The sequence below is a fragment of the Streptomyces sp. BBFR2 genome (genome assembly GCF_044497305.1).
GTDB lineage: Bacteria > Actinomycetota > Actinomycetes > Streptomycetales > Streptomycetaceae > Streptomyces.
This window is the reverse complement of the sequence record NZ_CP172415.1, coordinates 6633265-6658382: the sequence shown is the minus strand read 5'-3', so window position 1 is coordinate 6658382 and position 25118 is coordinate 6633265. Positions and strand designations below refer to the sequence as shown.

Genomic DNA, 25118 nt, shown 5'->3' with positions numbered 1-25118 from the left:
TTCGAGTCGATCGGTGGCGCCGGGACGGAATCCCGGGTGCCTGTCGAGCCCCGGACCAACCCCATGTGGCACCGCATGGCATCACGTGGCATCACGTGGTGCCACATGGCGCCATCCGCCGCGCCGGTCAAGAGCGGGCTCCCCACCCGCTACCCGCTCACTCCCCAGCCCGGGCGCCCCGCCGGTGATCCGAAGGCGCGCCCGCGCGCCCGCGCGGCGCCCCGGCTGTCAGACCCATCTGATTGCATGGACGTGTTCGGACGTCATCGAACACGCCCACGGGTGCCGGGCTTCGGGTGCCCGTCACTCAGGGGGTTCCCATGTCCCGACCGTTCCGCTTCGGACTCAACATCCTCTCCATCGACACCGGTACGACCTGGCGGCAGAGGTGCCGGCGGGCCGAGGAGCTGGGCTACGACGTCCTGCTCGTCCCGGACCACCTCGGCCACCCGGCGCCGTTCCCGGCGCTGGTCATCGCGGCGGAGGTGACCAGCCGCCCGCGGGTCGGCACCTTCGTCCTCAACGCCGGTTTCACCAACCCCGCACTGCTCGCCCGCGAGGTGGCGACCACCGACACCCTCACCGGCGGGCGGCTGGAGCTGGGGCTGGGCACCGGCTACGTCCGCGCCGAGCACGAGACGGCGGGGCTGCCCTGGGGCTCCCCCGGCGAGCGTGTCGACCATCTGACGCGCACCGTCGAGGAGTTGGAGCGGCTGCTGGGCGACCCGGAGTTCGCCCCGCGTCCGGCGCAGCGGCCGGGCCCGCCGCTGCTGATCGGCGGCAACGGCCCGCGGATGCTGCGGCTGGCCGCCCGGCACGCGCGGACCACCGCGTTCTCCGGCGCCCGGCAGGCCCCCGGACGCCCCGAGGGCACGCTGGAGTTGCTGTCCGCCGAGGAGGTCGCGGCGTCGGTGGCCCGCTACGCCACGTACGAGGAGGCCGCCGGTCGCACCGCCCCGGCCGAGCGGAACATCCTCATCCAGCGGGTGGTGGTGACCGGTGACCGCCGGGCCGCGGCTCGGGAGTTGGCGGCGGAGGGCCTGGGGCTCGACGCGGAGCAGCTCCTGGACGCGCCGACGCTGCTCATCGGGACGCCCGCCGAGATGGCGGAGCAACTCCGCGAGCGCCGCGAGCGGTTCGGTTTCTCGTACATCACCGTGCTGGACCCGGTCATGGAGGAGTTCGCACCGGTGATGGAGGAGGTACGGCGCGGCTGACGGCCGGGGCGCGGGGCCCGGCGCGTCCGGGGGAAGCGGGTCGCCGCCGACCGGATGCGCCGGGCTCCGGACCGCCGCCGGCCGGGGCCCCGCGGTCCCGTACGGTGCGGCCGGCGGTGCCGTGCGGCAGCGCCGCCGCCCGCATCGTGGAAAGGGGTTCGACGCCGCGCGGGGACCGTTGATGGGATGGGGGCATGAGTGATCAACCGCGCATCCGCCACGCCCGCCTCGCCGATATCGACGCCGTACTCGGCTTCTGGCGTACGGCGGCGGAGGGCACCAGCATCAGCGACGACCACGACGGCATGACCCGGCTGCTGACCCGCGATCCCGAATCCCTGCTGCTGGCCGAGCGGGACGGGGAGCTGGTGGGAACCGTCATCGCCGGATTCGACGGATGGCGGTGCTCCGCCTACCGGTTGGCGGTCCATCCCGGGCATCGCCGGCAGGGGGTGGCCACCGCGCTCATGGCGGCGGCGCAGGCACGGTTCCGGGCGTTGGGCGGTCGCCGGATCGACGCGATGGTCCTGGAGGCCAACGAACCGGCGCACCACACCTGGGCCGCGGCGGGCTACCACCGCGAGGACCACTGGCGGCGCTGGGTGAAGCCGCTGCCCGCCGAGGGGTGAGCCGCCTCGCGGTGCGCCGCAGCACCCGGGGCACTTCCCGCCGGACCGTCCGGACCCTCGGGAGAATCCGTTCATTTTCCCCCTGAATCACCGCCCCCAGGGGCAAGTTGACCTCCTCCGCTCCCCCGCCCCGCCCTATATACATCGCGCGTATACACACGTTATATAGTCGGCCACCCGTCACCCGGCGGGGCGTTCGACTCGTTCTGGAGGACCACCGTGCTCAGGGGCACTTCGCTACTTCCCGCCCGGAAGGGGCGCGCGCCCGCGGCGAACCGGACGGACGGCGCCGCCCTGCCCCCGCCCGGCGGGCCGCGACTGGCCGCGATCGACGGACTGCGGCTGCTGGCCGCCGCCGCGGTGGCCGCGTACCACTTCCTGGGGACGACCACTCCGCACTTCTGGGGCGCGTACAACCTGCGGGAGAGCGTTCCGGTGCTGCACGAGCTGAGCCGGTACGGCTGGCTGGGCGTGGAGTTCTTCTTCATGATCAGCGGGTTCGTGATCTGCATGAGCTGCTGGGGCCGCACGCCCGCGCAGTTCGTCGTCTCCCGCGTCTCCCGGCTGTTCCCCACGTACTGGTGCGCGGTGCTGCTCGTCGTCGCGCTGGTGCTGACCGCGCGGGTCGCGCATCTGGACGCGGCGACACCGATCGACCTCCGGACGGTACTGGGGAATCTGACGATGGCTCCGGGACCGATGGGGCTGACGCTCATAGACGGCGTCGCCTGGACGCTGTGGGTGGAGGCGCGTTTCTACCTGCTGATGGCGCTGATGCTCTTCATCGGGATCACCTACCGCCGCATGATCGCCTTCTGCGGCGCCTGGCTGACCCTGGCACTGCTGGCCCGCGAACTGCACTCCGAAGCGCTCGACGCGGTGGTGCTGAGCCAGTACGCGGGCCTGTTCGTCACCGGGATCGCGCTGTACCTGATGTACCGCTTCGGGCAGAACCTCGTGCTGTGGCTGCTCGCCGGGTTCGCGTGGTGCTACGAGTTGACGGTGCTGCACGCGCGGGTCGCCGGGCACACCGTGAAGCCCGCCGCGGGCGGCGCGCTCTCCTGGGCCGCGTGCGCCGCGCTGCTGACCTTCTTCCTCGTCGTCCTGGCGCTCGCGGCGTTCGGCCCGCTCGCCCGGATACGGTGGCGCGCCCTCGTCACGGCGGGCGCGCTCACCTACCCGTTCTACCTGGTGCACCAGAGCATCGGCGTGCCGGTGGCGAAGGGGCTGCTCCAGGTGGCACCCGGACTGGGCCTCCTGCCGTCGGTGGCGGCGGGCCTCGCCTTCGCCCTGCTGCTCTCCTACGCCCTGTACCGCCTCGTCGACCGGCCCGGAGGGCGCCTGCTGCGGCGCCATCTCGCCCAGGGGATGAACGCGGCCGACCGCACGGCCGCCACCCCGAAGAACGGCCCGAAGAACGGCCGGGAGGGCGGCGCGCCCCCGCGTCGGGCGGCGGGCGGCGCGGAGGCGGCTCCGCGGGCGGTGCCCAGCGGCGTCTGACACGAGCGGGACCGGCGCGGAAAGGCGCCGGAGCGCGACGAGGGGCCGTCTCCGCGGAGGCGGCCCCTGCCATATGACCAGCAGCATCACACCGCGCCCACCGTCCCGGCTTTTGCCGATCCTTTACCATGGTGGGGTCTCTTCCCCCGTACGCGGCGCACCCGGCGCTCCGTACGGCTCTCCTGCGAAAGGTGTGTGAGCGTCCAGCCATGGGCGAGCCTCCCAGTTGCCGAGCCCGCTCCCGACAGAGCGCGAACCTCCGGATCCTGTTCGATCATGGGACGGAGGTGACCCGATGACCGAGCTGCTCCTCCTGGCCCTGGCGCTCCTGCTGACGCTGGCCTGCGGCGTCTTCGTCGCGGCCGAGTTCTCGTTGACCACCGTCGAGCGCAGCGATCTCGAACGCGCCGTGGAGCGCGGCGAACGCGGTGCGGGCAGTGCGCTCAAGGCGGTCCGCCGCCTGACCTTCCAGCTCTCCGGCGCTCAGCTCGGCATCACCGTGACCGGCCTGGTCATCGGCATGCTCTCCAAGCCCGCGCTGGCCACCCTGCTCGCCGGGCCGCTCGACGCGATCGGGCTGTCGCGCGGCGCCGCCGAGTCCGTCGCGCTGGTCCTCGGCACGGCGCTCTCCACCGTCGTCCTGATGGTCGTCGGCGAGCTGGTGCCCAAGAACTGGGCGATCTCCAGCCCGCTGCCCGTCGCGAAGCGGGTCGCCGGGGTGCAGCGGGCGTTCAGCGCCGCGTTCTCCCCGCTCATCGCCCATCTCAACACCACCGCCAACCACGCCGTGCGCCGGATGGGACTGGAGCCCGCCGAGGAGCTGGCCTCCGCCCGGGGGCCGCAGGAGCTGGTGGCGCTGGCCCGGCACTCCGCCAAGGAGGGCGCGCTGGAGCCGGACACCGCCGAGCTGTTCGTCCGCACCCTCAACCTCCCCGACCTCACCGCCGAGAACGTCATGACGCCCCGCGTCCAGGTCACCGCCCTCGACGTCCAGGCCAACGCCGAGGACGTCGCCAACGCGACGCGGGCGACCGGGCTGTCCCGCTTCCCCGTCTACCGCGGCAGCCTGGACAGCGTCGTCGGCGTCGCCCACATCAAGGACGTCCTGGCCGTCCCGGACGGGCTGCGCGCCCGCCGCCCGGTCGCCGGGATGCTCCGCGAACCGCTGCTGGTCCCGGCGACGCTCCCGGTCGACCAGCTCCTCGACCGGCTCTCCGGCAAGCGCACCATGGCCGTGGTGATCGACGAGTACGGCGGCACCGCGGGCGTCGTCACGCTGGAGGACATCGTCGAGGAGGTGGTCGGCGAGGTCCGCGACGAGCACGACCCGATGGAGACCCCCGACCTCGCCCCGGCGGGCAGCGACGCCGAGGGCCACGCCCTCTACCACGCCGACGGCGCCGCCCGCACCGACCAGCTCGCCCGCATCGGACTGCGGCTGCCCGAGGGCCCGTACGAGACGCTGGCCGGGGTGATCGCCGCGGGTCTGGGCCGCATCCCGGCCGAGGGCGACACGCTGGAGGTGGCGGGCTGGACGATGGACGTGCTCGACGCGTCCGGGCGCCGCGCCGCGCGGGTCCTGCTGCGCGCCCCGGCCGCCGAACCGCCCGGTGGCCCGGGGCAGGAGGCCGCCCGATGACCGCGCTGCAGATCTTCGTCGGACTGCTCACCCTCGTCGTCAACGCGTTCTTCGTCGGCGCCGAGTTCTCCCTGATCTCGGTCCGCCGCAGCCAGATCGAACCCCACGCCGAGCAGGGCGACCGGCGGGCGCACCGGGTGCTGTGGGGTCTCCAGCACGTCTCGGCGCTACTGGCCACCGCCCAGTTGGGGATCACCCTGTGCACGCTGGTGCTGGGCGCGGTCGCCGAACCGGCCATCGCCCATCTGCTGGAGCCGGTCTTCCACGCCGTGTCCGTACCGGACGCGCTGGTCCACCCGGTCTCGTTCGTGATCGCGCTGGCGCTGGCGACCTATCTGCACATGCTCTTCGGCGAGATGGTGCCGAAGAACGTGGCGCTGGCCGAGCCGGTGCGCACCGCGCTGCTGCTGGGGCCGCCGCTGGTGGCGCTGACCCGGGCGCTGCGCCCGGTGATCTTCGCGATCAACAAGCTGGCCAACGGCGCGCTCCGGCTGCTGCGGGTGGAGGCCAAGGACGAGGTCACGGCGACGTTCTCGGACGATCAACTGGCCCGGATGGTCGACGATTCACGGGCGGCGGGGCTGCTGGACGACCGCGCCAAGGAACGGCTGCGGGACGCTCTGGAGCTGGGCCGGCGGCCGGTGCACGATGTGGTGCTGCCGGTGGAGAAGGTCGTCTCGGCGGGCCTGGGGATCACCCCGGAGGGCCTGGAGCGGCTGGCCGCCGCGTCCGGGTTCTCGCGCTTCCCGGTCGTCGACGGCACCCATCGGATCGTGGGATATCTGCACGTCAAGGACGCTTTGGACGCGATGCCGCGGGAGGTGCCGTTCCCGGTGTCGGCGATGCGGCCGATCGCCCAGGTCCGGGCGGCGACCCCGCTGGACGACGTCCTGACCGCGATGCGCGGCTCCCGGACGCATCTGGCCGCGGTGATCGGTGAGGGCGGCACGCTGGCCGGGCTGGTGACCATGGAGGACGTCCTGCGCGAACTGGTGCTCCAGCAGCCGCCGGCCTGAGCCCGTCCGGGCCCGGGCCGCCGCTCCGTACGGCCCGGCCGGCACCCCCGGTTCCCCTTGCCTGACCGATCGGTTAGTTTACTGACCGATCGGTCAGACGCCGTGCGCCGTGCACGCCGGCCGGTCACTCCGCCGTGAGTCTACGGCGGCGGCCGGACACCTGGGGGAACGGAAATGGCACGCACCACCTGCTGCGTCGTGGGCGGCGGACCCGCCGGGATGATGCTCGGCCTGCTGCTGGCCCGGGCCGGGCTTCAGGTCACCGTTCTGGAGAAGCACGGCGACTTCCTGCGCGACTTCCGCGGCGACACCGTCCACCCCTCGACCCTGCGCCTCCTCGACGAACTGGGGCTCGGCGCGGAGTTCGCCGCGATCCCGTTCCCCCGGCTGACCGAGATGCGGACCCGGATCGGTGACACCACCGTCGTGATGGCCGACATGCGGCGCCTGCCCGGACGGCACCCGTACATCGCGATGGTGCCGCAGTGGGACTTCCTCGCCCTGCTCGCCCGTGCCGCGTCCGCCGAGCCCGCCTTCGACCTGCGGATGCGTACCGAGGTCACCGGGCTGCTGACCGAGGGCGGCCGGGTGCGGGGCGTCCGCCTCCGCGACGCCGACGGCCGCGCCGGCACGCTCACCGCGGACCTCACCGTCGCCTGCGACGGCCGCGGCTCGGTCGTGGCGGCCGCCGCCGGACTGCGCCAGGAACTGTTCGACGTACCGATGGACGTCTGGCAGGTACGGGTCGACGCCCCGGCCGACACCCTGAAGTCCGGGCGGGTCTTCGCCCGCTTCGGCGGCGGGCAGGCGGCCGTCACCATGGACCGCGGCGACTACTTCCAGACCTCGTACCTGATCGGCAAGGGCCGCGACGCGGAGCTGCGCGGCCACGACATCCAGTGGCTGCGCGACCGGCTCGGCACCCTCTTCAACTGGGACGCGCGGGTGACCGCCGCCATCGGCTCCTGGGACGACGTCAAACTCCTCGAGGTCACCTTCGGGCGGCTGCGCCGCTGGTACCGGCCCGGGCTGCTCTGCATCGGGGACGCGGCGCACACCATGTCCCCGGTGGGCGGCGTCGGCGTCAACATCGCGCTCCAGGACGCCGTCGCCGCCGCCCGGATCCTCGCCGGACCGCTGCGCGCGGGCACCGTCACCGTCCGCGATCTGGCGCGCGTCCAGCGGCGCCGCCGGCTGCCGCTGGCCGTCGCGCAGAAGGCGCAGCACACCGAGCACGGGCTGATCGCCGCCGCCCTCGACGGCACCCTCGACCCGCGCCGGCTGCCGCCGATGCTGCGGCTGCTGCGCCGGGTGCCGCCGCTGCGGACGGTCACCGGCTACCTGGGCGCGATCGGGATCCGCCCGGAACACGCCCCGCCGTTCGCCCGGCGGGCCTGAACCGGTCCGGGGCGCGGGCGGTACGGGGGTCCGGCCGCGCCCCGGACCCGCCCCGGCGCGTCCGGCACCGGCTGACGCCGCACGCTCAGTCCCGCGGCTCGATCGCGTACCGCGTGAACGCCTCCAGTTCGGCGGTGGCCTCGTCCAGATCCAGTTCGGGATGGGCCAGCCAGTGCGCGATGACGCCGTCGATGGCGCCGCCGATGGCGAGCGCGACGGTCCTGGTGTCGCACCGGCGCAGCCGCCCGGCGTCCTGCCCCGCGGCGAGCAGCGCGGCCAGGAACTGCCAGCGGCCGTGGGTGTCGTGCGAGCCGGGGGTCTTGAGCCGGGTGCCGCCCGCGTCGTCGAGCAGCATCTCGGTGATCACCCGGACCTGGCTGCGGTGCGCCCGCTGGTAGCCGATCATCGCGCGGACGTAGGCGAGCACCGCCTCCCGCGGATCGCTCTCCTTCGCCACCTGCGCGGTGACGTACGCGGCGAACGCCTCCAGCACCTGCGTGAGTGTGGCGCGGGTGAGGTTGTCCTTGGAGGAGAAGTGGTAGAGGACCGCCGCCTTCGACAGGCCCGCGCGCTCGGCGATGGCGGCGAGCGAGGTCGCCGGGTAGCCGCGGGTGGCGATCAGCTCGATGGTGCAGTCGATCAGTTGCTGCTTGCGGGCGCTCTCCGTGAAGGTCGGTGTGGCGCCGTCCGCACCGCGGCGAGGCGTCATCGCGGACCCACCCCTGTTCGTTCGTCGTGTACCGGCCGGAAGCCGACCGTACACCGCGGGATAGGATCGCCGCGCCATGGAGATGAATGCCCGCTACACCAGTTTTGTCGCGGTCGGCGACAGCTTCACCGAGGGAATGTCGGACGGCCTGCCGGACGGCTCCTACCGCGGCTGGGCCGATCTGCTCGCGGCCCGCCTCGCCGCCCGCGCCCCCGGCTTCCGCTACGCCAACCTCGCCGTGCGCGGCAAGCTCATCACGCAGATCGCCGACGACCAGGCCGGGCCCGCCGCCGCGCTGGGCGCCGATCTGGTGACGCTGGTCGGCGGGCTCAACGACGTCCTGCGGCCCAAGTGCGACGTGGCGCAGGTCTGCGAACGGTTCTCCGCCGCGGCGGCGGTGCTCGCCGGGGGCGGCGGGCAACTGGTGCTGATGCGCAGCCCCGGCCGCCAGGGTCCGGTCCTGGAGCGCTTCCGGCCGCGGATGGAGCAGTTGTACGCGCACATCGACGCGGTCGCCGCCCGGCACGGCGCGCTCGTCGTCGACCTCTACGCGTCCCGGGCGCTGGCCGATCCGCGGATGTGGGCCGACGACCGGCTGCACCTCAACGCCGAGGGCCACCGGCGGGTGGCGGAGGCGGTCTGGCAGACGCTGGGATTCGGCGCGGAGAGCGACTGGGACGCCCCGCTGCCGCCCGCGGTGGCACCGGGCTGGCGGACGCGCCGCGCCTCGGACCTGCGGTTCGCCCGCGAACACCTGGTGCCGTGGATCGGCCGCCGGCTGACCGGCCGCTCCTCCGGCGACAACCGGGCGGGCGCCCAGTTCAGCGCCGAGTTGGGCAAAGCCTTCTGGGTCACCCCCGCGGACCACACCAGCCCCGGCCCCGTGACGGACTGGCGCCGGCTGGAATCCTGACCCGGAACCCCGCCCGGCGGCCACACCCCGCCCGACCGCGGCGCCTCACCCGCCCGGCACCCGCGGCCACCGGACCGGCGCCACGGCGCGAGCCGTACAGCCTCGCGCCTCAGGTCCCGTGGATCTCCGGGCCGCCTCCCCGGGCGACCTTGAGCAGCGCCCCGGTGATCACCGCCGCCTCCTCGTCCGTCAGATGGGCCGAGAAGTGGCGGCGGATGCTGCGCAGGTAGACCGGCGCGGTCTCCTTCAGCGCCGCCGCGCCCTCCTCGGTGATCGCGGCCCAGGAGACCCGCTTGTCGGCGGGGTCGGGCTGCTTGGTCACCAGGCCGACCCGCTGCATCTCGTCGACCAGCCGGCTCACTCGCGTACGGCTGAGCACGACCCGGTTGGCGACCTCCTGCATCCGCAGGCCGCGCTCCCCCGCGCCCTTGAGTTCCAGCAGCACGTCGTACCACGTGAGCGGGATGCGCCCGTCCCGCTGCACATCGGTCTCGATGGCACGCACGGCCGCGTTGTGCGCCAGCAGCAGGGCACGCCAGGCGTCCAGTCGGTGTTTTCCCTGGTTCTTCGCGTCGCTCACCAGGTCAGTATATCCGCCGTTGCGTGCGCGCGCACGCACCTGTTAAGGTGCGTGCGTACGCACAGATCGATGAACGGCATCCGACCGTCATCCAATGGAGGTGTGACGCACATGGTCCGGAAGATCACGCGCGACGAGGTACAGAAGAAGATCGACGCGGGGACCGCCACGGTGGTCGAGGCACTGCCCGCGGAGTACTACACCAAGGCCCATCTGCCCGGCGCCCTCAACCTGCCGCACGACGCGGTCGACAAGCTGGCCCCGGGCCTTCTCCCGGACAAGCAGGCCGAGATCATCGTCTACTGCGCCAACCTGCCCTGCCCCAACTCGCAGATCGCCGCCGAGCGCCTGGCCGAGCTGGGTTACGCCCACGTCCACGAGTACGAGGCGGGCAAGGACGACTGGATCGCGGCCGGGCTGCCGACCGAGACCGGCGCCTGATCCCTCCGACACCACGGGGAAGGACTCATCATGACCAGTGGAACCACTCCCACCCGCACACTCGGCGGTGTCGAGCTGCCGGCCGCCGGGGTCTGGAAGGTCGACCCCGGCCACGCCGAAGTCGGCTTCGTGGGGCGGCACTTCATGCTCACCAAGGTGCGCGGCCGCTTCACCAAGGTCGACGCGGCCGTGGAGGTCGGCGAGCGGCCCGAGGACAGCAAGGTCACCGCGGTGATCGACATGGCGAGCGTCGACAGCGGCGACCAGGCCCGTGACGACCACCTCCGCTCGAAGGACTTCTTCGATGTGGACAACCACCCGAAGGCCACCTTCAGTTCGACGTCGGTGACGTGGAACGGCACCAGCGGCACGCTGACCGGCGAGCTGACCATCAAGGGCGTGACCCGTCCGGTCACCCTCGCCGTCGACTACCTCGGCTACGCCCGCGATCCGTGGGACAACGACCGTACGGTCTTCTCGGCCCACGGCAAGGTCAACCGCGAGGACTGGGGCCTGACCTGGAACATGGCGCTGGAAACCGGCGGCATCCTGGTCTCCAAGGAGATCGAGCTGGCGCTGGAGCTGGAAGCGGTCCGGGAGGTCTGACCGGTCCGAGGGGGAGAGCGCGGGCCCAGGCATGGCGGCATGCCTGGGCCCGCGCACGCTTCGGTGTCAGTCGCCCACCATGCGGCGCACCAGCCCGCCGACCGCCTTCCGGGTCCGCCCGCCCGCGAACCCCCGCTCCCGCAAGGCGTGCTGGAGGTCCGCGTCGAGCGGTGCCAGCAGCAGGTGCGCGGTGCACTCCGCGTCCAGCTCGGGCTGCGCCTCGGCGAGCAGGATCGCCAGATGGCGCTGCCAGAAGCCGTACGAGCCGACCCGGTAGCGGGCGCCCGGCGCCGCGGTCTCGGAGAGCCGGATCAGTTCGAGGTTGACCTCCAGCACCCGGAGATAGGCGTCGAAGAAGGCCAGGATCCGCTCGGCGGGCGCCGCGCCCGGGCCGAGCGGGGGCGGACCGAAGAGGATGCGCTCCTGGAGCTCCCGGTCCTGGTCGTCCAGCAGGGCGGCGGCCAGCCCGGCCTTGTTGCCGAACCGGCGGAAGAGCGTTCCCTTACCGACCCGGGCCTGTGCCGCGATGGTGTCCAGGGAGACCCCGTCCACCCCGTGCTCGGCGAAAAGCTGGGCCGCGGCGGCGAGGATACGGCGGCGGTTGTGGGCGGCGTCCGCGCGTTCCCGGGGCGGGCGGACGGCGAAATCGGCCAGTTCGCCCGCTGGCTGTTTATGCACGTGAAGCCTCCACTCACCACGGTCACCGGCGGAAAGGGCCGGTCGTGTGGACAGGGTCCAGGGAGCCTACCCACTCTCCGTCGGCCGGAAATCGATTGTCGTCTGCGGCTGGATATGACTAGAGTCACCAATCGGACCACAGTCCGTTTACGGGGGGAATCGTGACTGGATTGACCGAGCGCGCCTGTTTCGCGCCACCGGCGGCTCCATGCCGCCCCGGCCCGTCGTCCGGGCCGAGCGACATCCGAAACTCCGGCTGACGACACACGCCGGCAGATCCCGCGCACCGCGCCATGCCACCCGCCGGTCCACGCCGGCCCTTGCGCCGCGGCCGCGCCGATGACCTCCCACGTCCGACGGGGCGTTGACGCGTACCTACGCGCCGCGCTGCCCGCGCCCATGAGCACCGTGTGTGACTGGAGGAACCATGAACCCGCACAGCACCACGCGCACCACCGCCGAACCCGGTCAGGAACTACTCGACCTGACGCAGCACGAGATCCAGGCGCTGCGCACCAAGTTCAACCTCGCCGACGCCCACACCCATCAGCGGCAGTCCGCGAGCCAGCACCGCATCGTCTCCCGGCTGCCCGAACTCTGGTACGAGGCCGAGGAAGGGCTGCAGGCCACCTACGAGCAGAAGTTCCTCCAGGCGTTCTTCCGGCTGCACCGCCAGCCCACCGCCCTGGCCAAGAACAAGACCCTGCTCTCCTATGCCGCGTCGATCTCCACCATGGTCGTGGGGATGTACCTCAAGCGGCAGCGGATGGCCGTCACCCTCGTCGAGCCCTGCTTCGACAACCTCTACGACGTCCTCGCCAACATGGACGTCCCGCTCTACCCCATCGACGAGTCCGCGCTGCACGACCCGGACCGCATCTACGCCGAGCTCAAACGCCGGGTCCGCACCGACGCGCTCTTCCTCGTCGACCCCAACAACCCGACCGGCCACACCCTGCTCCAGCACGGCCGCAAGGGCTTCGAGGAGGTGGTCCGCTTCTGCAAGGACCACAACAAGCTGCTGGTCATCGACTTCTGCTTCGCGTCCTTCACCCTCTTCGACACCGAGCTGGCGCGGTTCGACATCTACGAGCTGCTGGAGTCCTCGGGGGTGTCGTACCTGGCCATCGAGGACACCGGCAAGACCTGGCCCATCCAGGACGCCAAGGCCGCGATGGTCACCGCCAGCGACGACATCCGCGAGGACGTGTACAACCTCCACACCAGCGTCCTGCTCAACGTCTCACCGTTCGTCCTGAACATGCTCACCCAGTACGTGGAGGACTCCACCGCCGACCGGCTCGGCTCGGTCCGTGAGGTGCTCACCGCCAACCGCGACGCGGTGCGCAAGGCGCTGGACGGTTCGATCCTCGAATACCGGGAACCGGTGGCCAAGGTCAGCGTCGCCTGGGCCCGGATCAACCACCCGGAGCTGACCGCCACCGAACTGCAGCGGCTGCTGAGCGCCGAAGGGGTGTACGTCCTGCCGGGCCGGTACTTCTACTGGAGTCAGCCGGGCAAGGGTGAGTCCCACGTACGCCTGGCACTGGCCCGGGAGCCGGAACTCTTCGCGGACGCCATGGTGCGGATGCGGGAGGTGCTGGACCGTCATGCCCGCTGACACGGAGCCGGGCGCGTACGCGGACGCCGCGCTGTTCCTCGGGATGAACAGCGCCGACGACCAGCTCCGGCGCGCCTGCAAGGCGTTCTTCGCCGCCCGGCTGCACGGCCGGGTGGTGATGAGCCAGGAACAGGTCGGCCGCTGCGACGACACCATCTGGCGGTTCGACCGCGAACTCCAGGACGCGTACTACCCGTTCATGGACAACCTGCACACCGTCATGGACATCGCCCGTCCGCCGTACGACGAGGCCGATGTGCGCCGCGGGCTCGACGGCGAGCCGCCCCGCACGCTGCCCGTGCACGAGCGGCTGCTGCTGGGCATGGTCCTCAACCGTCACGGGCGGCTGCACTCGGCCAGCGCCCGTCTGCTGGAGCACGGCGCCCGCGGCGGACTGCCCGTCGCGGCCCCGGCTCCGGTCAGCGGGCCCGAACCGGCCTTCCCCGCACCGCTGGAGAAGCTGTACCAGCAGTCGCTGGCCCTGCGCATACCGGTTGACACACCGTGACCTAAGCGCCGGGGCCCACCGGAGATCCGCACCGAAGCCCGTGCTGACGCCCGCGCCGGCGTCCGCACCGAAGGAGGCGAACACAGCATGTTCCCAGGGGTGACCGTCGCGCTGGTGACGCCGCTCTCGGACGCCGGGGAGGTGTCCGAACCGGCCGTCGCCCGCCTGGTCGCCTCCGTCCGCCCGTACGTCAGCGCTCTGCTGCCGGCCTTGAGCACCGGCGAGGGCGGCGCGCTGACGGATGAGCAGTGGGAGGTGATGGTGTCCGCCACCGTCCGGCACGCCGACGGGCTGCCGGTGGTGGCGGGCGCCCTGCGGCCCACCACGGACGAGGTCGCCGCCCGGGCGCGGGCCGCCGAGCGGCTGGGCGCCCGCGCCGTGGCGGTGACCACCCCGTACGGGCCCGGGGTCACCCAGGAGGAGATGTTCCGGCACTACGAGCGGCTGGCGCGGGCCACCCGGCTGCCGCTGGTCGTGTACCACGAGTCCGCGGTGTCCAAAAACGCCCTGGACCTCACCACCCTGCTGCGGATCTGCGCCCTGCCCGCCGTGGCCGGCGTCAAGGACTCCGCGGGCAGCGGCCGGTTCACCCGGGAACTGGTCGCCGCCCGCCCCGGGGTGCCGGTCCTCCAGGGGCTGGAACACCTGCTGCTGGAGTCCGGGCCCGTCGACGGGTTCGTCCTGGCCCTGGCCAATGCCGAACCCGCCCTGTGCGCGGCCCTGTTCACCGACCCCTCGGCGGACCGGGCCGCCGAACTCACCGCGGCCTGCGCACGGTTCGGGCTGGAGCGCGACGACTGGTACCGCGCGCTCAAGTCCGAGCTGTGCCGGCGCGGCGTACTGGAGACCGACCGCACGGTCGATCCCGGCGCGGCCGCCGACACCGGCCGGACCGCCACCACCGGGAGCACCGTCGAGACCGGAGAGACCCTGTCATGAGCAGTACGGCACCCAGCCAGACGGCATCACCGACACGGACGCGGGCGCGGACGTCCTCCGCGGCGGCGACGCCGGGGCCGGACAGCGCCCACCGGCGGCTGTTCGTCCTCAACCGTTCGCGCGCCACCTCCGAGGTCCTCGCGGAGATCGAGGAGCTGGAGAGGGAGTGGATCGAACCGCGGATCGCCCAGCTCACCGACCCTCCGGAGCCGGTCGCCTCCCGCACCGAGTGGACCGAGCGCCTGGACGCCCTGCTCGCCGAGGAGCGGGCCGGGAGCCCGGCGGCGACGTACCTCGCCGAGGAGGCCACGCGGGAGCAATTCACCTATGTGGTCAGGGAGTTCGCGCTCGACGGGCTGACCGAGGCACAGAACTTCTTCCCCTCGGTACCGCGGCTCCCCATCAGGGCGCAGATGGCCGTGATGCGGGTGCTGATCGACGAGTTCGGCTGCGGCAACCTCCAGCAGGCGCACTCCCAGCTCTACCGCAACCTCCTCGCCGAACTGGGCCTCCCGCAGGAGACCGAGCACTTCCTCGACACCACCGGCGACGAGACCTTCCAGTTCCTCAACGTCTTCTACTGGCTCACCCAGCGCGCCCCGGACGTCGAGTACTTCCTCGGCGCGCTGGCCTACCTGGAGGCCAGCATCCCGGACTCCTTCCGGACCCAGGCCCGCGCCTGTGCCCGCCTCGGCATCGCCAACGACCGCTACTACACCGAGCACCTGCACATCGACACCTTCCACAGGGAGGAGATGCAGCAGGCCATCAAGGAATACGGAGCGGTGCACGGCCTCGATCCCACCAAGGTGTGGACCGGCGCCCGGCTGCTCTCCGGTCTGATCGGGGACGCCTTCGACGCGGCGGTGCGGCGGGCGCGGGAGGCGGCATGACGGACGCGGTGCTCGAAGAGCTGCCGGGCGACCGGGTGCGGGTACGGGTCGCCGGGCGGGAGTTCGTCATCGACGGCGCCTGCCCGCACCGCAAGGGCCGCCTCGTCCACGGCTACGTCAACCCGCGCACGCTGCGGATCATCTGCCCGCTGCACCGCAGCGGTTTCGACCTGGCCACCGGTTGCCCGGTGAGCGGGCCCGGCACCGACGCGCTCACCGTGCACCGGGCCGGTGTCCTCGGACAGGACTACGAGCCGGAGCAGATCTGGCTCCCGGCGTCGGAGCAGTTGCTGGAGTGGGACGACGGGTTCCACGACCTGATGCTGGGCGACCGGCTGCGGATGGCGGCCTTCCGGGCCGCGGTGTCCGAAGCCGTACGCCCCGGGGACACCGTCCTCGACCTGGGCACCGGCACCGGCATCCTGGCCCGCTGGGCGCTGGAGGCCGGAGCCGCCCGGGTCTACGGCATCGACCTCAACGAGACGGTCCTCGACACGGCCGTGGAAGAGCTGACCGCCGCCGGATACGGCGACCGCTTCCACCCCCTGCGCGGCCTCTCCTTCGATCTGGAGCTGCCCGAGCGGGTGGACCTGGTGATCTCCGAGATCATGGGCAACCTCGCGGACAACGAGAACTTCGCCGCGATCCTCGCCGACGCCCGGCGCCGCTTCCTCAAGCCCGGCGGCACCATGCTGCCGCGCCGGGTGGAGAGCCATCTCGTCCCGGTGGCCGCCGAGCGGGCCCATGCCCAGGTGGCCGGCGGCGTGCCGGAGGACGCCGGCGGCGCCGCCGGTTTCGCCGCGCTGCTGCGCCGGCGCGGGGCCCGCGGTCCGTTCGACCTCTACTACGACGCGGTCCTCCCGGTGGACGGCTACCTCGCCGCACCCCGGCAGGCCAGGGCGTACGACCTCCAGGCGGACGAGGCCGCGGACCCCGCCTACCGGCTGCCGCTGGTCTACCCCGTCCGCCGGGACGGGGTGTTCACCGGCTTCAAGGGCTACTTCACGGCGACCCTGTCGGACACCGTCGCCCTGGACATCTCCGGGGACGACACCGGCGGCCCGGGCCGGGCCCGCACCACCTCCGACAGTTGGAAGCACTGCTACCTGCCGGTCGCCGAGGCGGTACCCGTGCGGCGCGGCGACCGGATCGTGCTGACCTTCGGCCGGGACGCCGGACCGGACCATTCCTTCGGACAGCACTACTCCTGGGAGGGGCGGGTGGTCTCCGGCACCACCACCGTCGCCCGCTTCGCGCACAGCACCCGCCCGTACGGCACGGGCGAGGCAGGTACGCCCGGACATTCCTGAGACCGGCGCACCGCCGTTCCATCAGCACAACGGGGGAGAGACAGATGAGCACCGCATTCACACCAGGGGAGCAGACCCGCGACGGCCGCCCCATCAGGACGTACGACGTGGTCGCGCTCCATGTACCCATCGCCTACAACGAGTACGGCGACCACGACCGCGACGGCGCGCTCTACACGCTCGTCCACGACGCCCACGAGCTGCGCGAGGTGGCGGCCACCTGGCCCGAGCCCTTCCCCAGCTACCTGGAGGAGCCCGAGCTGGTGCCGCGCCCGCATCCGCTCGCCCGGCCGCTGGTACTGCGCGTACGCAGGGGCGAGCGGCTGCGGGTGCGGCTCAACAACGAGCTGTCCCGCCCGGTCGGGATCACCCTGCAGGGCGTGCGCTACGACGCCCGCACCATGGACGGCGCGGCGGTCGGCGCCAACCCGGACAGCAGTGTGCCGCCCGGCGAGGCCCGGGTGTACGAGTGGGTGTGCGAGCACGAAGGCGTCTTCCACTTCGGTGACATGTCCGACGTCCGGGGTGAGGGGACCCAGAGCCACGGGCTGGTCGGCGCGCTGGTCGTCGAGGCGCCGGAGGCGACCTGGACCGATCCGGAGACCGGCAGTCCGCTGGCGACCGGGCTCTACGCCGACGTCCACCTTCCCGAGCGCAGCTTCCGGGAGTTCGTCGTCTTCATGATGGAGTACCCGAGCAACGCCAACCCCGCCGCCCCGCCGCCGATGGCGGGCATGCCGGGACACGGCGGCGGGCACGGTCACGGCGGCACGGACGAGATGAGCGGCACGGACGACGCGGCCGCCCCGGCGTCCGACGTGACGCGGATGCTGCGGGTGCTCCCCGACGGCGGCGCGCCCGCGGCGGCCGAGCGGCCCGGTTCCTCCGGAAATCCCGCGCCGGCCGAGCGACCCGAGGAGTCCGACAGCCTGGCCGACCTCACCCCGCCCAACGTCGCGATGCTCCCGGTCAACCTCCGTATCGAGCCGATGGAATGGCGGATGTACCGCCACCACAAGATGATGAAGGAGGGGGTGCTCGACCCGGAGCGGGACGCCGCCTACGGCGAGGAGATGCATCACAGCTCGTGGATGTTCGGCGACCCCGCCACCCCGGTCCTGCGGGGCTACGCGGGCGACCCGGCCGTCATCCGGCTGGTGCACGGCGGGATGCGCGACACCCACGTCTTCCACACCCACCTCCACCAGTGGCGGCTCGACCCCGCCGACGAGCGCTCCCCCATCGTGGACTCGGTCAGCATCAGCCCGCAGGAGGCCATGACCCTGGAACTGCTCGGTGGCCTCGGCTCCCGGCAGCACGCGGTCGGCGACTCCCTGTGGCACTGCCATATGTACGTCCACTTCCACATGGGCATGTGGGGCATGTTCCGGATCTTCGACACCCTCCAGAACGGCACCGGGCGCTTCCCGGACGGCACCCGTATCCAGCCGCTGGTCCCGCTGCCGCACCGCGACGCGCCGCCGCTGCCCACCGCGGGGCGCCCCGGCTTCCCCGGCTTCCTCGCCCAGTCGGCGACCTATCCGCAGAAGAACCCGCGGCCGCCGCGGACCCCGCTCCAGCCGCCGGGCATGGGGCGCGAGCCCACCACGCTGGAGACGCTGGCGTACTGCCCGGACCCGCAGCCCGGCGAGGCGTTCACCAAGATCGGCCCGCCGGACGCGCCGGTGCGCCGCTACCACCTCGTGGTCACCAACGGCACGCTCTTCTACCACGGCGATCCGAAGAAACCGCACGCCGAGACCTGGCACGACCACAACGCGATGTTCTACGTCCTCGCCGAGGAGGTGGAGGAGGCCGGCGGGCTCGACGCCTTCAAGAAGCAACTCGCCAGCGGTGAAAGGAAGTTGGAGCCGCTGGTGATCCGGGCCAACAAGGGCGAGGTGCTGGAGATGACCCTCACCAACGCCCTGCCGTCCGGCCCGCAGAAGGAGTCCGCGTTCGACCCGCCGCTGCCCTTCCAGCCCGAACTCGGCCTCCACACCCACCTGGTGAAGTACGACCCGCTGGTCTCCGACGGCTCCGCCATCGGCTGGAACTACCTCTCCGCGACCACCACCGCCGACCAGGGCCGCGAGGCGTACGAGCAGTACAACTCGTGGACGTACCGCTGGTATCTCGACGAGGAGTTCGGCGCGGTCTTCTTCCACGACCATCTGGCCGCCAACTACCGGCAGCGGCACGGCCTGTTCGGCGCGCTGATGGCCGAGCCGGAGGGCGCCACCTGGGTCTCCCCCGCCGACCACGCCACCGAGCTGCGCCGCGGCAGCCAGGCCGTCATCAAGCTGCCCAACGGCCATGCCTACCGCGAGATGGTGCTGGCCCTGGGCGACTTCGTCCCGCTGGAGCGGCACACCGGCCATGCGCACGGCGAGCCCGTCAACCCGCCGCCGTCCCCCGGCGCCACCGACGACCAGGGCGCCATGGGCGTCAACTACCGCTGCGAGCCGCTCGGGAACCGGCACGGCGACCCGGCCCACTGGTTCGCCAGCGGCGTCCACGGCGATCCCGGCACCCCGCTGCTGCGCGCCTACCCGGGCGAGGACCTCCGGATCCACGTCCTGCAGGGCTCGCACGATCTCCAGCACAGCTTCACCCTCAGCGGCGCCCGCTGGCGCGAATGGCCCCGCCGGCCCGAGACCGCCTGGCGCAACCAGCAGACCCTCGGCATCTCCCAGGTGGCCCAGCTCGCCCTGGCCCCCACCCTCGGCGCCGGCGACCACCTCTGGTCGTTCACCTCCGGCAGCGAACTGTGGCTCGGCTGCTGGGGACTGCTGCGGATGCACGGCCGCAGCCAACCGGACCTGCCGCCGCTGGCCGGCGCGCACCCCCACCCCGCTCCGCCCGGGCCCGGCCCCACCCGCCGCTACACGGTCCGCGCCCGCTCCCGCACCCTGGAGTACAACGACCGGCGCACCGACCCGTACGGCCTGGTCTTCACGGTGGACGGCGAGGAGGGCGAAGGGCCGCTGGTGCTGCGCGCCCGGGCCGGCGAACGGATCGAGGTCACCTTGATCAACGAACTGGACGGGCCGCCGCCGGCCAGCCCGCTCGACCCCAAGCTGATGGCCGAGGACGACCCCGGCGCCCGCACCGTCTCGGGCCGGGTCTCCCTGCACCCCACCCTGCTGTCGTACGACGTACGCACCGACGACGGCGCCCATGTCGGCCACAACGAGGACAGCACCGTCAAACCCGGCGGCTCCCGCACCTACCACTGGTACGCCGACGAGCCGGGCGTGTCCCTGCTGCGCTCGCACGCCGACGTCGTCTCCCACCTGCACCGCGGGCTGGTCGGCGCGCTGGTCGTCGAGGCGGCGGACGCCACCCCCTACGACCCGGTCACCGGGCGGGAGCGGTGGAGCGGGGAACAGGCCGTGGTCCGCCGCCCGGACGCCGAAACGGTGCGGGAACTGGTCCTGATCACCCAGGACGGTCTGCGCCTCTACCACGGCGGTGACCTCACCCAGCCGGTCACCGACCTCTTCTCCGACAGCCCCGACGACGCCGGCCAGAAGGCGTACAACTACCGCACCGCCGCGCTGCACCCGCTGGCCCCGCACCTGTCCGACCCCGAACCGCCGACGCCGCTGCTGCGGTGCCGCCCCGGCGACCAGGTGGCCATCCACCTCGCCGTCGGCGCCGCGCGGATGCGCAACCAGGGTTTCACCGTGCACGGCCAGATCTGGGACGCTTCCGAGACCGGCCGCGGCGCCTTCGTCTCCACGATCGGCGCCCTGGCCTCCGCCAGCACCCGTACCGTCCGTTTCCGCGCCAACCACCCCGGCGACTACGCCTACCGCACCGGCAATCTGCACTGGGGCGTCAGCGAGGGTTGGTGGGGCCTGATCCGAGTCCAGGAGACACCATGACCGACAAGGACGTATCCGCCGAGGACCCCCGGCTGCCGGCCACCCCGGACACCCTCGCGGTCTTCACCGACCTGAACTGTTCCTTCGCCCATGTCGCCGTCCACCGGCTGCACGAGACCCGCAAGCGGCTGGGCCTGGAGGGGAGGCTGTGGTTCGACTTCCGGGCCTTCCCGCTGGAGCTGTTCAACCGCGAGGTCAACGCCCGGCCCGGCGTCGACTCCGAGATCTCGGTGCTCGGCGCCGTCGAGCCCGAGGCGGGCTGGCGGCTCTGGCAGGGCCCGGACTGGACCTACCCCGTCACCACGCTCCCGGCGCTGGAAGCCGTCCACGCGGCCAAGGCGCAGAGCTGGCACGCCAGCGAACAGCTCGACCGGGCGCTGCGCCGGGCCTTCTGGGCGCAGGGGCGTTGCATCTCGCTCCGGCACGTCATCCTCGACATCGCGGCGGAGACCGGGGCGGTGGACGTCACCGCGCTGGCCGATGCGCTCGACACCGGGTCGGCCCGCGCGGCCGTGATGGACCAGTACCGGGCGGCCTGTGACGGGCGGGTCGACTGCAGCCCGCACATCTTCCTGCACGACGGGACCAACAGCGCCAACCCCGGCATCCAGGCCCACTGGGTCAACGGCGACTTCGGCGTGGGCGCCCCGGTGATCGACAAGGACCGCGGCCCTGAGGTCTACGAGGAACTCCTCACCCACGCCGCCGGCTTGAGCTGAGATCACGGGCGGTCGGCCACCCGACGGGGCGGCCGGCCGCCGCCGCGGTGGGCTCCGGGCCGAATATCGGCGATCACCGATCCGTTCGGACCGGAGCCCTGCGTCACCGGCCCGTACGAAGCCCTCGCCGGCTGCCCGCCCGGCCTCGTCGCCGCCGACGGTCCGGCGCACGGGCTGGGCGGAAGGCTCACGACCACCGGGCCGCACGGAGAGCATCCGCGTGGAAAGCTGATCGCCGGGGGCGGCGCTCTCCGGTGCCCGGATCGCGCCGGCCCTTTCGCCGTACGCGCCCTCCGTCCCGTGTGCGGGGCGCCCGGGCGGGTGGCGCGTCGTCCGGCGACGGCCGCCCCGCGGAGCGGCCCGGCCCGCCGCCTCACGAGGGCCGACCGGCCGACGGGCCGCGGGCCTGTAGGAACGTACAGCCGGGACCGGGGCGCTGGCCTGCGGAAACCGACAGTAGACTCTGGCCATGTGACTGCTGTGACTGCGAAGCCCCGCATCCCCAATGTCCTGGCCGGCCGCTACGCCTCCACCGAGCTGGCCGTGCTCTGGTCCCCCGAGTACAAGGTCGAGCTGGAGCGGAAGCTGTGGCTCGCCGTCCTGCGCGCGCAGAAGGATCTGGGCGTGGAGGTGCCCGAGGAGGCCCTCGCGGACTACGAGCGGGTCCTCACCACCGTCGACCTCGCCTCCATCGCCGAGCGCGAGAAGGTCACCCGGCACGACGTCAAGGCCCGCATCGAGGAGTTCAACGCCCTCGCCGGGCACGAGCAGGTCCACAAGGGGATGACCTCCCGCGACCTGACGGAGAACGTCGAGCAGCTCCAGGTCCGGCTGTCGCTGGAGCTGATGCGCGACCGTACGGTGGCGGTCCTCGCCCGTCTCGGCTCGCTCGCCACCCAGCACGCCGAACTGGTCATGGCCGGGCGCTCGCACAACGTCGCGGCGCAGGCCACCACCCTCGGCAAGCGGTTCGCGACCGCGGCGGACGAGCTGCTGGTGGCGTACGGGCGGCTGGAGGAGCTGCTGGCGCGCTACCCGCTGCGCGGCATCAAGGGCCCGGTCGGCACCGCGCAGGACATGCTCGACCTGCTGGGCGGGGACACCGCCAAGCTCGCCGAGCTGGAGCAGCGGATCGCCGCCCACCTGGGCTTCGGCCGCGCCTTCACCTCCGTCGGCCAGGTCTACCCGCGCTCCCTCGACTACGACGTCGTCACCGCGCTGGTGCAGTTGGCCGCCGCGCCGTCCTCGCTCGCCAAGACGGTCCGGCTGATGGCCGGGCACGAGCTGGTGACCGAGGGCTTCAAGCCCGGTCAGGTCGGCTCGTCGGCGATGCCGCACAAGATGAACACCCGCTCCTGCGAGCGCGTCAACGGTCTGATGGTGATCCTGCGCGGCTACGCCTCGATGACCGGTGAGCTGTCGGGCGACCAGTGGAACGAGGGCGACGTGTCCTGCTCCGTGGTCCGCCGGGTGGCGCTGCCCGACGCGTTCTTCGCGCTGGACGGTCTGCTGGAGACGTTCTTGACGGTGCTCGACGAGTTCGGCGCGTTCCCCGCCGTCGTCGCCCGTGAGCTGGACCGTTACCTGCCGTTCCTCGCCACCACGAAGGTGCTGATGGGCGCGGTGCGGGCCGGGGTGGGCCGCGAGGAGGCGCACGAGGCGATCAAGGAGAACGCGGTGGCGTCGGCGCTCGCCATGCGCGAGCGGGGCGCGGAGCGCAACGAACTCCTCGACAAGCTGGCCGCCGACTCCCGGATCCCGCTGGACCGGGCGCAGCTCGACGCGCTGATGGCCGACAAGCTGTCGTTCACCGGTGCCGCCGCCGACCAGGTCGCGTCCGTGGTGGAGCGGATCGGGAAGATCACCGAGGAGCACCCCGAGGCCGCGGCGTACACGCCCGGCGCCATCCTCTGACCGTGGGTTTCACCCCCGAGGAGCTTCAGGCCGGGCGCGGCCGTCATGTCCCCGATGTGACGGCGCCCGGCCTGCGGGTCCTGTTCTGCGGCATCAATCCGTCGCTGATGACGGCGGTCACCGGGCACCACTTCGCCCGGCCCGGCAACCGTTTCTGGCCGGTGCTGCACGCCGCCGGTTTCACGCCGCGGCTGCTGACCCCCGCCGAGCAGGGTGAGCTGCCGTCGTTCGGGCTGGGGATCACCAACGTCGTGGCGCGGGCGACCGCCCGGGCCGACGAGCTGACGGCCGAGGAGTTCCGCGAGGGCGGGAAGCTGCTGGCCGAGAAGGTGGCGCGGCTGCGTCCGCGCTGGCTGGCCGTCGCGGGCGTCACGGCGTACCGCACCGCCTTCGGCGACCGGCACGCGGCCATCGGCCCGCAGGAACGCACCCTGGGCACCACCCGCGTCTGGGCGCTGCCCAACCCCAGCGGCCTCAACGCCCGGTGGACGGTGGCGGCGATGGCCGAGGAGTACGGCCGGCTGCGCGCCGCGGCGTTCGACGGGGCGGACGCGCCCGCGGGCTGAGCCCACGGGCCCGGCCACCGGCCCCGGCCCCGCCACGTCCGGTCCGTACCCGACGGCCCGCCCCACCGCCCGGGGCGGGCCGTCCGGCTTCCGTCCGTGCCCGTCCGGCGGTTCTCCGGGGCTCGCCGGTGTCCCGCTGACCGGTTACGATCCGCCACACACCGAGGCGAGGAGACGGACGTTGGGGCGGCTCACCGGCGGGGACCCCTCCCTGCTGCGACGGATCAACTCGGCGGTCGTGCTGCACGCGCTGCGCGCCGCCGGTTCCTCCCCCACGCTCACCGATCTCGTGCGGGTGACGGGGTTGTCCCGGCCGACGGTCGAAGGCGTGGTGGAAGGGCTCATCGAAACCGGTCTGGTGGCCGAGGCGCCCGCCGAGGAGGGCGAGGCGCGCCGGCAGGGGCGGCCCGCGCGCCGGTTCCGCTTCCGGGCCGAGGCCGGACATCTGCTGGGCATCGAGATCGGCCCGCACCGCGTCACCGTCCTCCTGTCCGACCTCGGCGGCCGCGTCGTGGACTCCGCTCAGCGCACGGTCGACGAACGGGCCGGCGCCGACGAACGGCTGGAGCGGGTACGCACCGCCGTCGCCGAACTGCTGCGCCGGGCCGGGGTGCCGCGCAGTTCCCTGCGGGCCGTCGGCGTGGCCAGCCCGGGCATCGTGGAGGCGGACGGCACGGTACGGCTGGGCACCGCGCTGCCCGGATGGACCGGGCTGCCGCTCGGCGAACGGCTGCGCCGCTCGTTCCGCTGCCCGGTGCTGGTGGAGAACGACGCCAACGCGGCGGTGGTGGCCGAACACTGGAGCGGCGCGGCGACCGGCAGCGACGACGTCGTCTTCGTCCTCGCCGGGCTGAGCCCCGGCGCCGGCGCGCTGATCGGCGGCCGGTTGCACCGCGGTTTCGGCGGCGCCGCCGGCGAAATAGGCGCCCTCCACCTGCTCGGCAGGGAGGCCACCCCGGAGAAACTGCTGTCGACCACGGGGAAGCCGCTGCACCCGCTCGACGAGGCCCAGGTCGCCGAGGTATTCACGCTGGCCCACGAGGGCGACGCCCGCGCACAGGAGGCGATGGACCGCTTCCTGCAACGCCTGGTCCACCACGTGGCCGCGCTGGTCCTGGCCCTCGACCCGGAACTCGTCGTGATCGGCGGCTGGACGACGGGCCTGGCGAACGCCCTCGACCCCCTCCGCGACGAACTGGCCCGCTACTGTCTGCGCCCCCCACGAGTCGCACTCTCCGCACTGGGCGAAACCGCCATCGCCACCGGCGCGCTACGCCTGGCCCTCGATCATGTGGAGGGGGAACTCTTCGCGGTGGACAGTCACTGAAGAACCGCGCTCCGCGGCGACTCTCCTCCCGGTGAGATCCGGCCGGTGCGTTCAGGCGGCCCGGCCGGTCATGAGGGGCGAATCGCCCCGCGGGCCGGAAAGGCG

Annotated in this window: 22 protein-coding genes; 19 read left to right on the top strand and 3 right to left on the bottom strand. The window is 72.8% G+C overall.

The annotated features are described in order from the left end of the window. The first annotated feature begins 320 nt into the window (after positions 1-320). From ACGH2B_RS27460 to ACGH2B_RS27435, 6 genes are all read left to right on the top strand, one after another. Positions 321-1217: a TIGR03621 family F420-dependent LLM class oxidoreductase gene (locus ACGH2B_RS27460; RefSeq protein WP_399095421.1), complete on the top strand. Its 897-nt coding sequence runs from the start codon at positions 321-323 to the stop codon at positions 1215-1217. Between the two features lie 194 nt (positions 1218-1411). Further along, entirely contained in the window at positions 1412-1846 is a 435-nt protein-coding gene (locus ACGH2B_RS27455) for a GNAT family N-acetyltransferase (protein WP_399095418.1), read from the top strand. A 219-nt stretch (positions 1847-2065) separates the two neighbouring features. Further along, the gene (locus ACGH2B_RS27450; protein ID WP_399095415.1) at positions 2066-3346 is read left to right on the top strand and encodes an acyltransferase family protein; all 1281 of its coding nucleotides are present in this window, start codon (positions 2066-2068) and stop codon (positions 3344-3346) included. A gap of 295 nt (positions 3347-3641) precedes the next feature. Continuing rightward, complete coding sequence (locus tag ACGH2B_RS27445; protein ID WP_399095413.1) at positions 3642-4985, top strand: hemolysin family protein; 1344 nt, start codon at positions 3642-3644, stop codon at positions 4983-4985. Continuing rightward, entirely contained in the window at positions 4982-6001 is a 1020-nt protein-coding gene (locus ACGH2B_RS27440) for a hemolysin family protein (RefSeq protein ID WP_399095410.1), read from the top strand. The genes ACGH2B_RS27445 and ACGH2B_RS27440 overlap by 4 nt, the downstream gene beginning before the upstream one ends. A gap of 174 nt (positions 6002-6175) precedes the next feature. Further along, complete coding sequence (locus ACGH2B_RS27435; RefSeq protein ID WP_399095407.1) at positions 6176-7399, top strand: FAD-dependent oxidoreductase; 1224 nt, start codon at positions 6176-6178, stop codon at positions 7397-7399. Between the two features lie 85 nt (positions 7400-7484). Here ACGH2B_RS27435 and ACGH2B_RS27430 read toward each other — a convergent pair whose 3' ends face one another. Then, positions 7485-8108: a TetR/AcrR family transcriptional regulator gene (locus ACGH2B_RS27430; RefSeq protein ID WP_399095404.1), complete on the bottom strand. Its 624-nt coding sequence runs from the start codon at positions 8106-8108 to the stop codon at positions 7485-7487. Positions 8109-8184: 76 nt separating this feature from the next. Here ACGH2B_RS27430 and ACGH2B_RS27425 point away from each other — a divergent pair, with 76 nt between their 5' ends. Then, positions 8185-9021, top strand: coding sequence for an SGNH/GDSL hydrolase family protein (locus ACGH2B_RS27425; RefSeq protein ID WP_399095401.1), 837 nt, complete (start codon positions 8185-8187; stop codon positions 9019-9021). A 109-nt stretch (positions 9022-9130) separates the two neighbouring features. Here ACGH2B_RS27425 and ACGH2B_RS27420 read toward each other — a convergent pair whose 3' ends face one another. Continuing rightward, positions 9131-9601, bottom strand: coding sequence for a MarR family winged helix-turn-helix transcriptional regulator (locus ACGH2B_RS27420; RefSeq protein WP_399095398.1), 471 nt, complete (start codon positions 9599-9601; stop codon positions 9131-9133). 111 nt (positions 9602-9712) lie between these two features. Here ACGH2B_RS27420 and ACGH2B_RS27415 point away from each other — a divergent pair, with 111 nt between their 5' ends. Both ACGH2B_RS27415 and ACGH2B_RS27410 read left to right on the top strand, forming a co-directional pair. Continuing rightward, positions 9713-10042, top strand: a complete 330-nt coding sequence (locus tag ACGH2B_RS27415; protein WP_399097378.1) for a rhodanese-like domain-containing protein — start codon at positions 9713-9715, stop codon at positions 10040-10042. Between the two features lie 30 nt (positions 10043-10072). Further along, positions 10073-10648 carry a YceI family protein gene (locus ACGH2B_RS27410; protein ID WP_399095395.1) on the top strand — a complete coding sequence of 192 codons (576 nt, stop codon included), beginning with the start codon at positions 10073-10075 and terminating at the stop codon, positions 10646-10648. Between the two features lie 66 nt (positions 10649-10714). On the opposite strand, the gene ACGH2B_RS27405 is transcribed toward ACGH2B_RS27410, so the two are convergent. Next, on the bottom strand, positions 10715-11326 hold the full coding sequence (locus tag ACGH2B_RS27405; protein ID WP_399095392.1) for a TetR/AcrR family transcriptional regulator: 612 nt from the start codon (positions 11324-11326) through the stop codon (positions 10715-10717). Positions 11327-11753: 427 nt separating this feature from the next. Between ACGH2B_RS27405 and ACGH2B_RS27400 the strand changes: the two genes are divergently transcribed. From ACGH2B_RS27400 to ACGH2B_RS27355, 10 genes are all read left to right on the top strand, one after another. Continuing rightward, positions 11754-12947, top strand: coding sequence for an aminotransferase class I/II-fold pyridoxal phosphate-dependent enzyme (locus ACGH2B_RS27400; RefSeq protein ID WP_399095389.1), 1194 nt, complete (start codon positions 11754-11756; stop codon positions 12945-12947). Continuing rightward, complete coding sequence (locus ACGH2B_RS27395) at positions 12937-13455, top strand: DUF6190 family protein (RefSeq protein ID WP_399095386.1); 519 nt, start codon at positions 12937-12939, stop codon at positions 13453-13455. The genes ACGH2B_RS27400 and ACGH2B_RS27395 overlap by 11 nt, the downstream gene beginning before the upstream one ends. 87 nt (positions 13456-13542) lie before the next feature. Next, positions 13543-14394 (top strand): dihydrodipicolinate synthase family protein, encoded by an 852-nt coding sequence (locus ACGH2B_RS27390; RefSeq protein WP_399095384.1) that lies wholly within the window; start codon positions 13543-13545, stop codon positions 14392-14394. After that, positions 14391-15287: an iron-containing redox enzyme family protein gene (locus ACGH2B_RS27385; protein ID WP_399095381.1), complete on the top strand. Its 897-nt coding sequence runs from the start codon at positions 14391-14393 to the stop codon at positions 15285-15287. The genes ACGH2B_RS27390 and ACGH2B_RS27385 overlap by 4 nt, the downstream gene beginning before the upstream one ends. Beyond that, complete coding sequence (locus tag ACGH2B_RS27380; RefSeq protein WP_399095378.1) at positions 15284-16597, top strand: methyltransferase domain-containing protein; 1314 nt, start codon at positions 15284-15286, stop codon at positions 16595-16597. Before ACGH2B_RS27385 ends, ACGH2B_RS27380 begins: the two co-directional genes overlap by 4 nt. 44 nt (positions 16598-16641) lie before the next feature. After that, positions 16642-20487 (top strand): multicopper oxidase domain-containing protein, encoded by a 3846-nt coding sequence (locus tag ACGH2B_RS27375; protein ID WP_399095375.1) that lies wholly within the window; start codon positions 16642-16644, stop codon positions 20485-20487. Further along, a complete protein-coding gene (locus ACGH2B_RS27370; RefSeq protein ID WP_399095372.1) occupies positions 20484-21206 on the top strand; it encodes a DsbA family protein in 723 nt (240 codons plus the stop codon). Before ACGH2B_RS27375 ends, ACGH2B_RS27370 begins: the two co-directional genes overlap by 4 nt. Positions 21207-21686: 480 nt before the next feature. Then, on the top strand, positions 21687-23120 hold the full coding sequence (gene purB, locus ACGH2B_RS27365) for an adenylosuccinate lyase (protein WP_399097375.1): 1434 nt from the start codon (positions 21687-21689) through the stop codon (positions 23118-23120). A 2-nt stretch (positions 23121-23122) separates the two neighbouring features. After that, entirely contained in the window at positions 23123-23686 is a 564-nt protein-coding gene (gene mug, locus ACGH2B_RS27360; RefSeq protein ID WP_399095369.1) for a G/U mismatch-specific DNA glycosylase, read from the top strand. Between the two features lie 181 nt (positions 23687-23867). Next, positions 23868-25013, top strand: coding sequence for an ROK family protein (locus ACGH2B_RS27355; RefSeq protein ID WP_399095366.1), 1146 nt, complete (start codon positions 23868-23870; stop codon positions 25011-25013). The last annotated feature ends 105 nt before the right edge of the window (positions 25014-25118 follow it).

Excerpts from the sequence above, each read along its gene's own strand:
- ACGH2B_RS27460 (WP_399095421.1), top strand. The coding sequence starts at position 321 with ATGTCCCGACCGTTCCGCTTCGGACTCAACATCCTCTCCATCGACACC.
- ACGH2B_RS27455 (WP_399095418.1), top strand. The coding sequence starts at position 1,412 with ATGAGTGATCAACCGCGCATCCGCCACGCCCGCCTCGCCGATATCGAC.
- ACGH2B_RS27445 (WP_399095413.1), top strand. The coding sequence starts at position 3,642 with ATGACCGAGCTGCTCCTCCTGGCCCTGGCGCTCCTGCTGACGCTGGCC.
- ACGH2B_RS27440 (WP_399095410.1), top strand. The coding sequence starts at position 4,982 with ATGACCGCGCTGCAGATCTTCGTCGGACTGCTCACCCTCGTCGTCAAC.
- ACGH2B_RS27435 (WP_399095407.1), top strand. The coding sequence starts at position 6,176 with ATGGCACGCACCACCTGCTGCGTCGTGGGCGGCGGACCCGCCGGGATG.
- ACGH2B_RS27430 (WP_399095404.1), bottom strand. The coding sequence starts at position 8,108 with ATGACGCCTCGCCGCGGTGCGGACGGCGCCACACCGACCTTCACGGAG.
- ACGH2B_RS27425 (WP_399095401.1), top strand. The coding sequence starts at position 8,185 with ATGGAGATGAATGCCCGCTACACCAGTTTTGTCGCGGTCGGCGACAGC.
- ACGH2B_RS27415 (WP_399097378.1), top strand. The coding sequence starts at position 9,713 with ATGGTCCGGAAGATCACGCGCGACGAGGTACAGAAGAAGATCGACGCG.
- ACGH2B_RS27410 (WP_399095395.1), top strand. The coding sequence starts at position 10,073 with ATGACCAGTGGAACCACTCCCACCCGCACACTCGGCGGTGTCGAGCTG.
- ACGH2B_RS27400 (WP_399095389.1), top strand. The coding sequence starts at position 11,754 with ATGAACCCGCACAGCACCACGCGCACCACCGCCGAACCCGGTCAGGAA.
- ACGH2B_RS27395 (WP_399095386.1), top strand. The coding sequence starts at position 12,937 with ATGCCCGCTGACACGGAGCCGGGCGCGTACGCGGACGCCGCGCTGTTC.
- ACGH2B_RS27390 (WP_399095384.1), top strand. The coding sequence starts at position 13,543 with ATGTTCCCAGGGGTGACCGTCGCGCTGGTGACGCCGCTCTCGGACGCC.
- ACGH2B_RS27385 (WP_399095381.1), top strand. The coding sequence starts at position 14,391 with ATGAGCAGTACGGCACCCAGCCAGACGGCATCACCGACACGGACGCGG.
- ACGH2B_RS27380 (WP_399095378.1), top strand. The coding sequence starts at position 15,284 with ATGACGGACGCGGTGCTCGAAGAGCTGCCGGGCGACCGGGTGCGGGTA.
- ACGH2B_RS27375 (WP_399095375.1), top strand. The coding sequence starts at position 16,642 with ATGAGCACCGCATTCACACCAGGGGAGCAGACCCGCGACGGCCGCCCC.
- ACGH2B_RS27370 (WP_399095372.1), top strand. The coding sequence starts at position 20,484 with ATGACCGACAAGGACGTATCCGCCGAGGACCCCCGGCTGCCGGCCACC.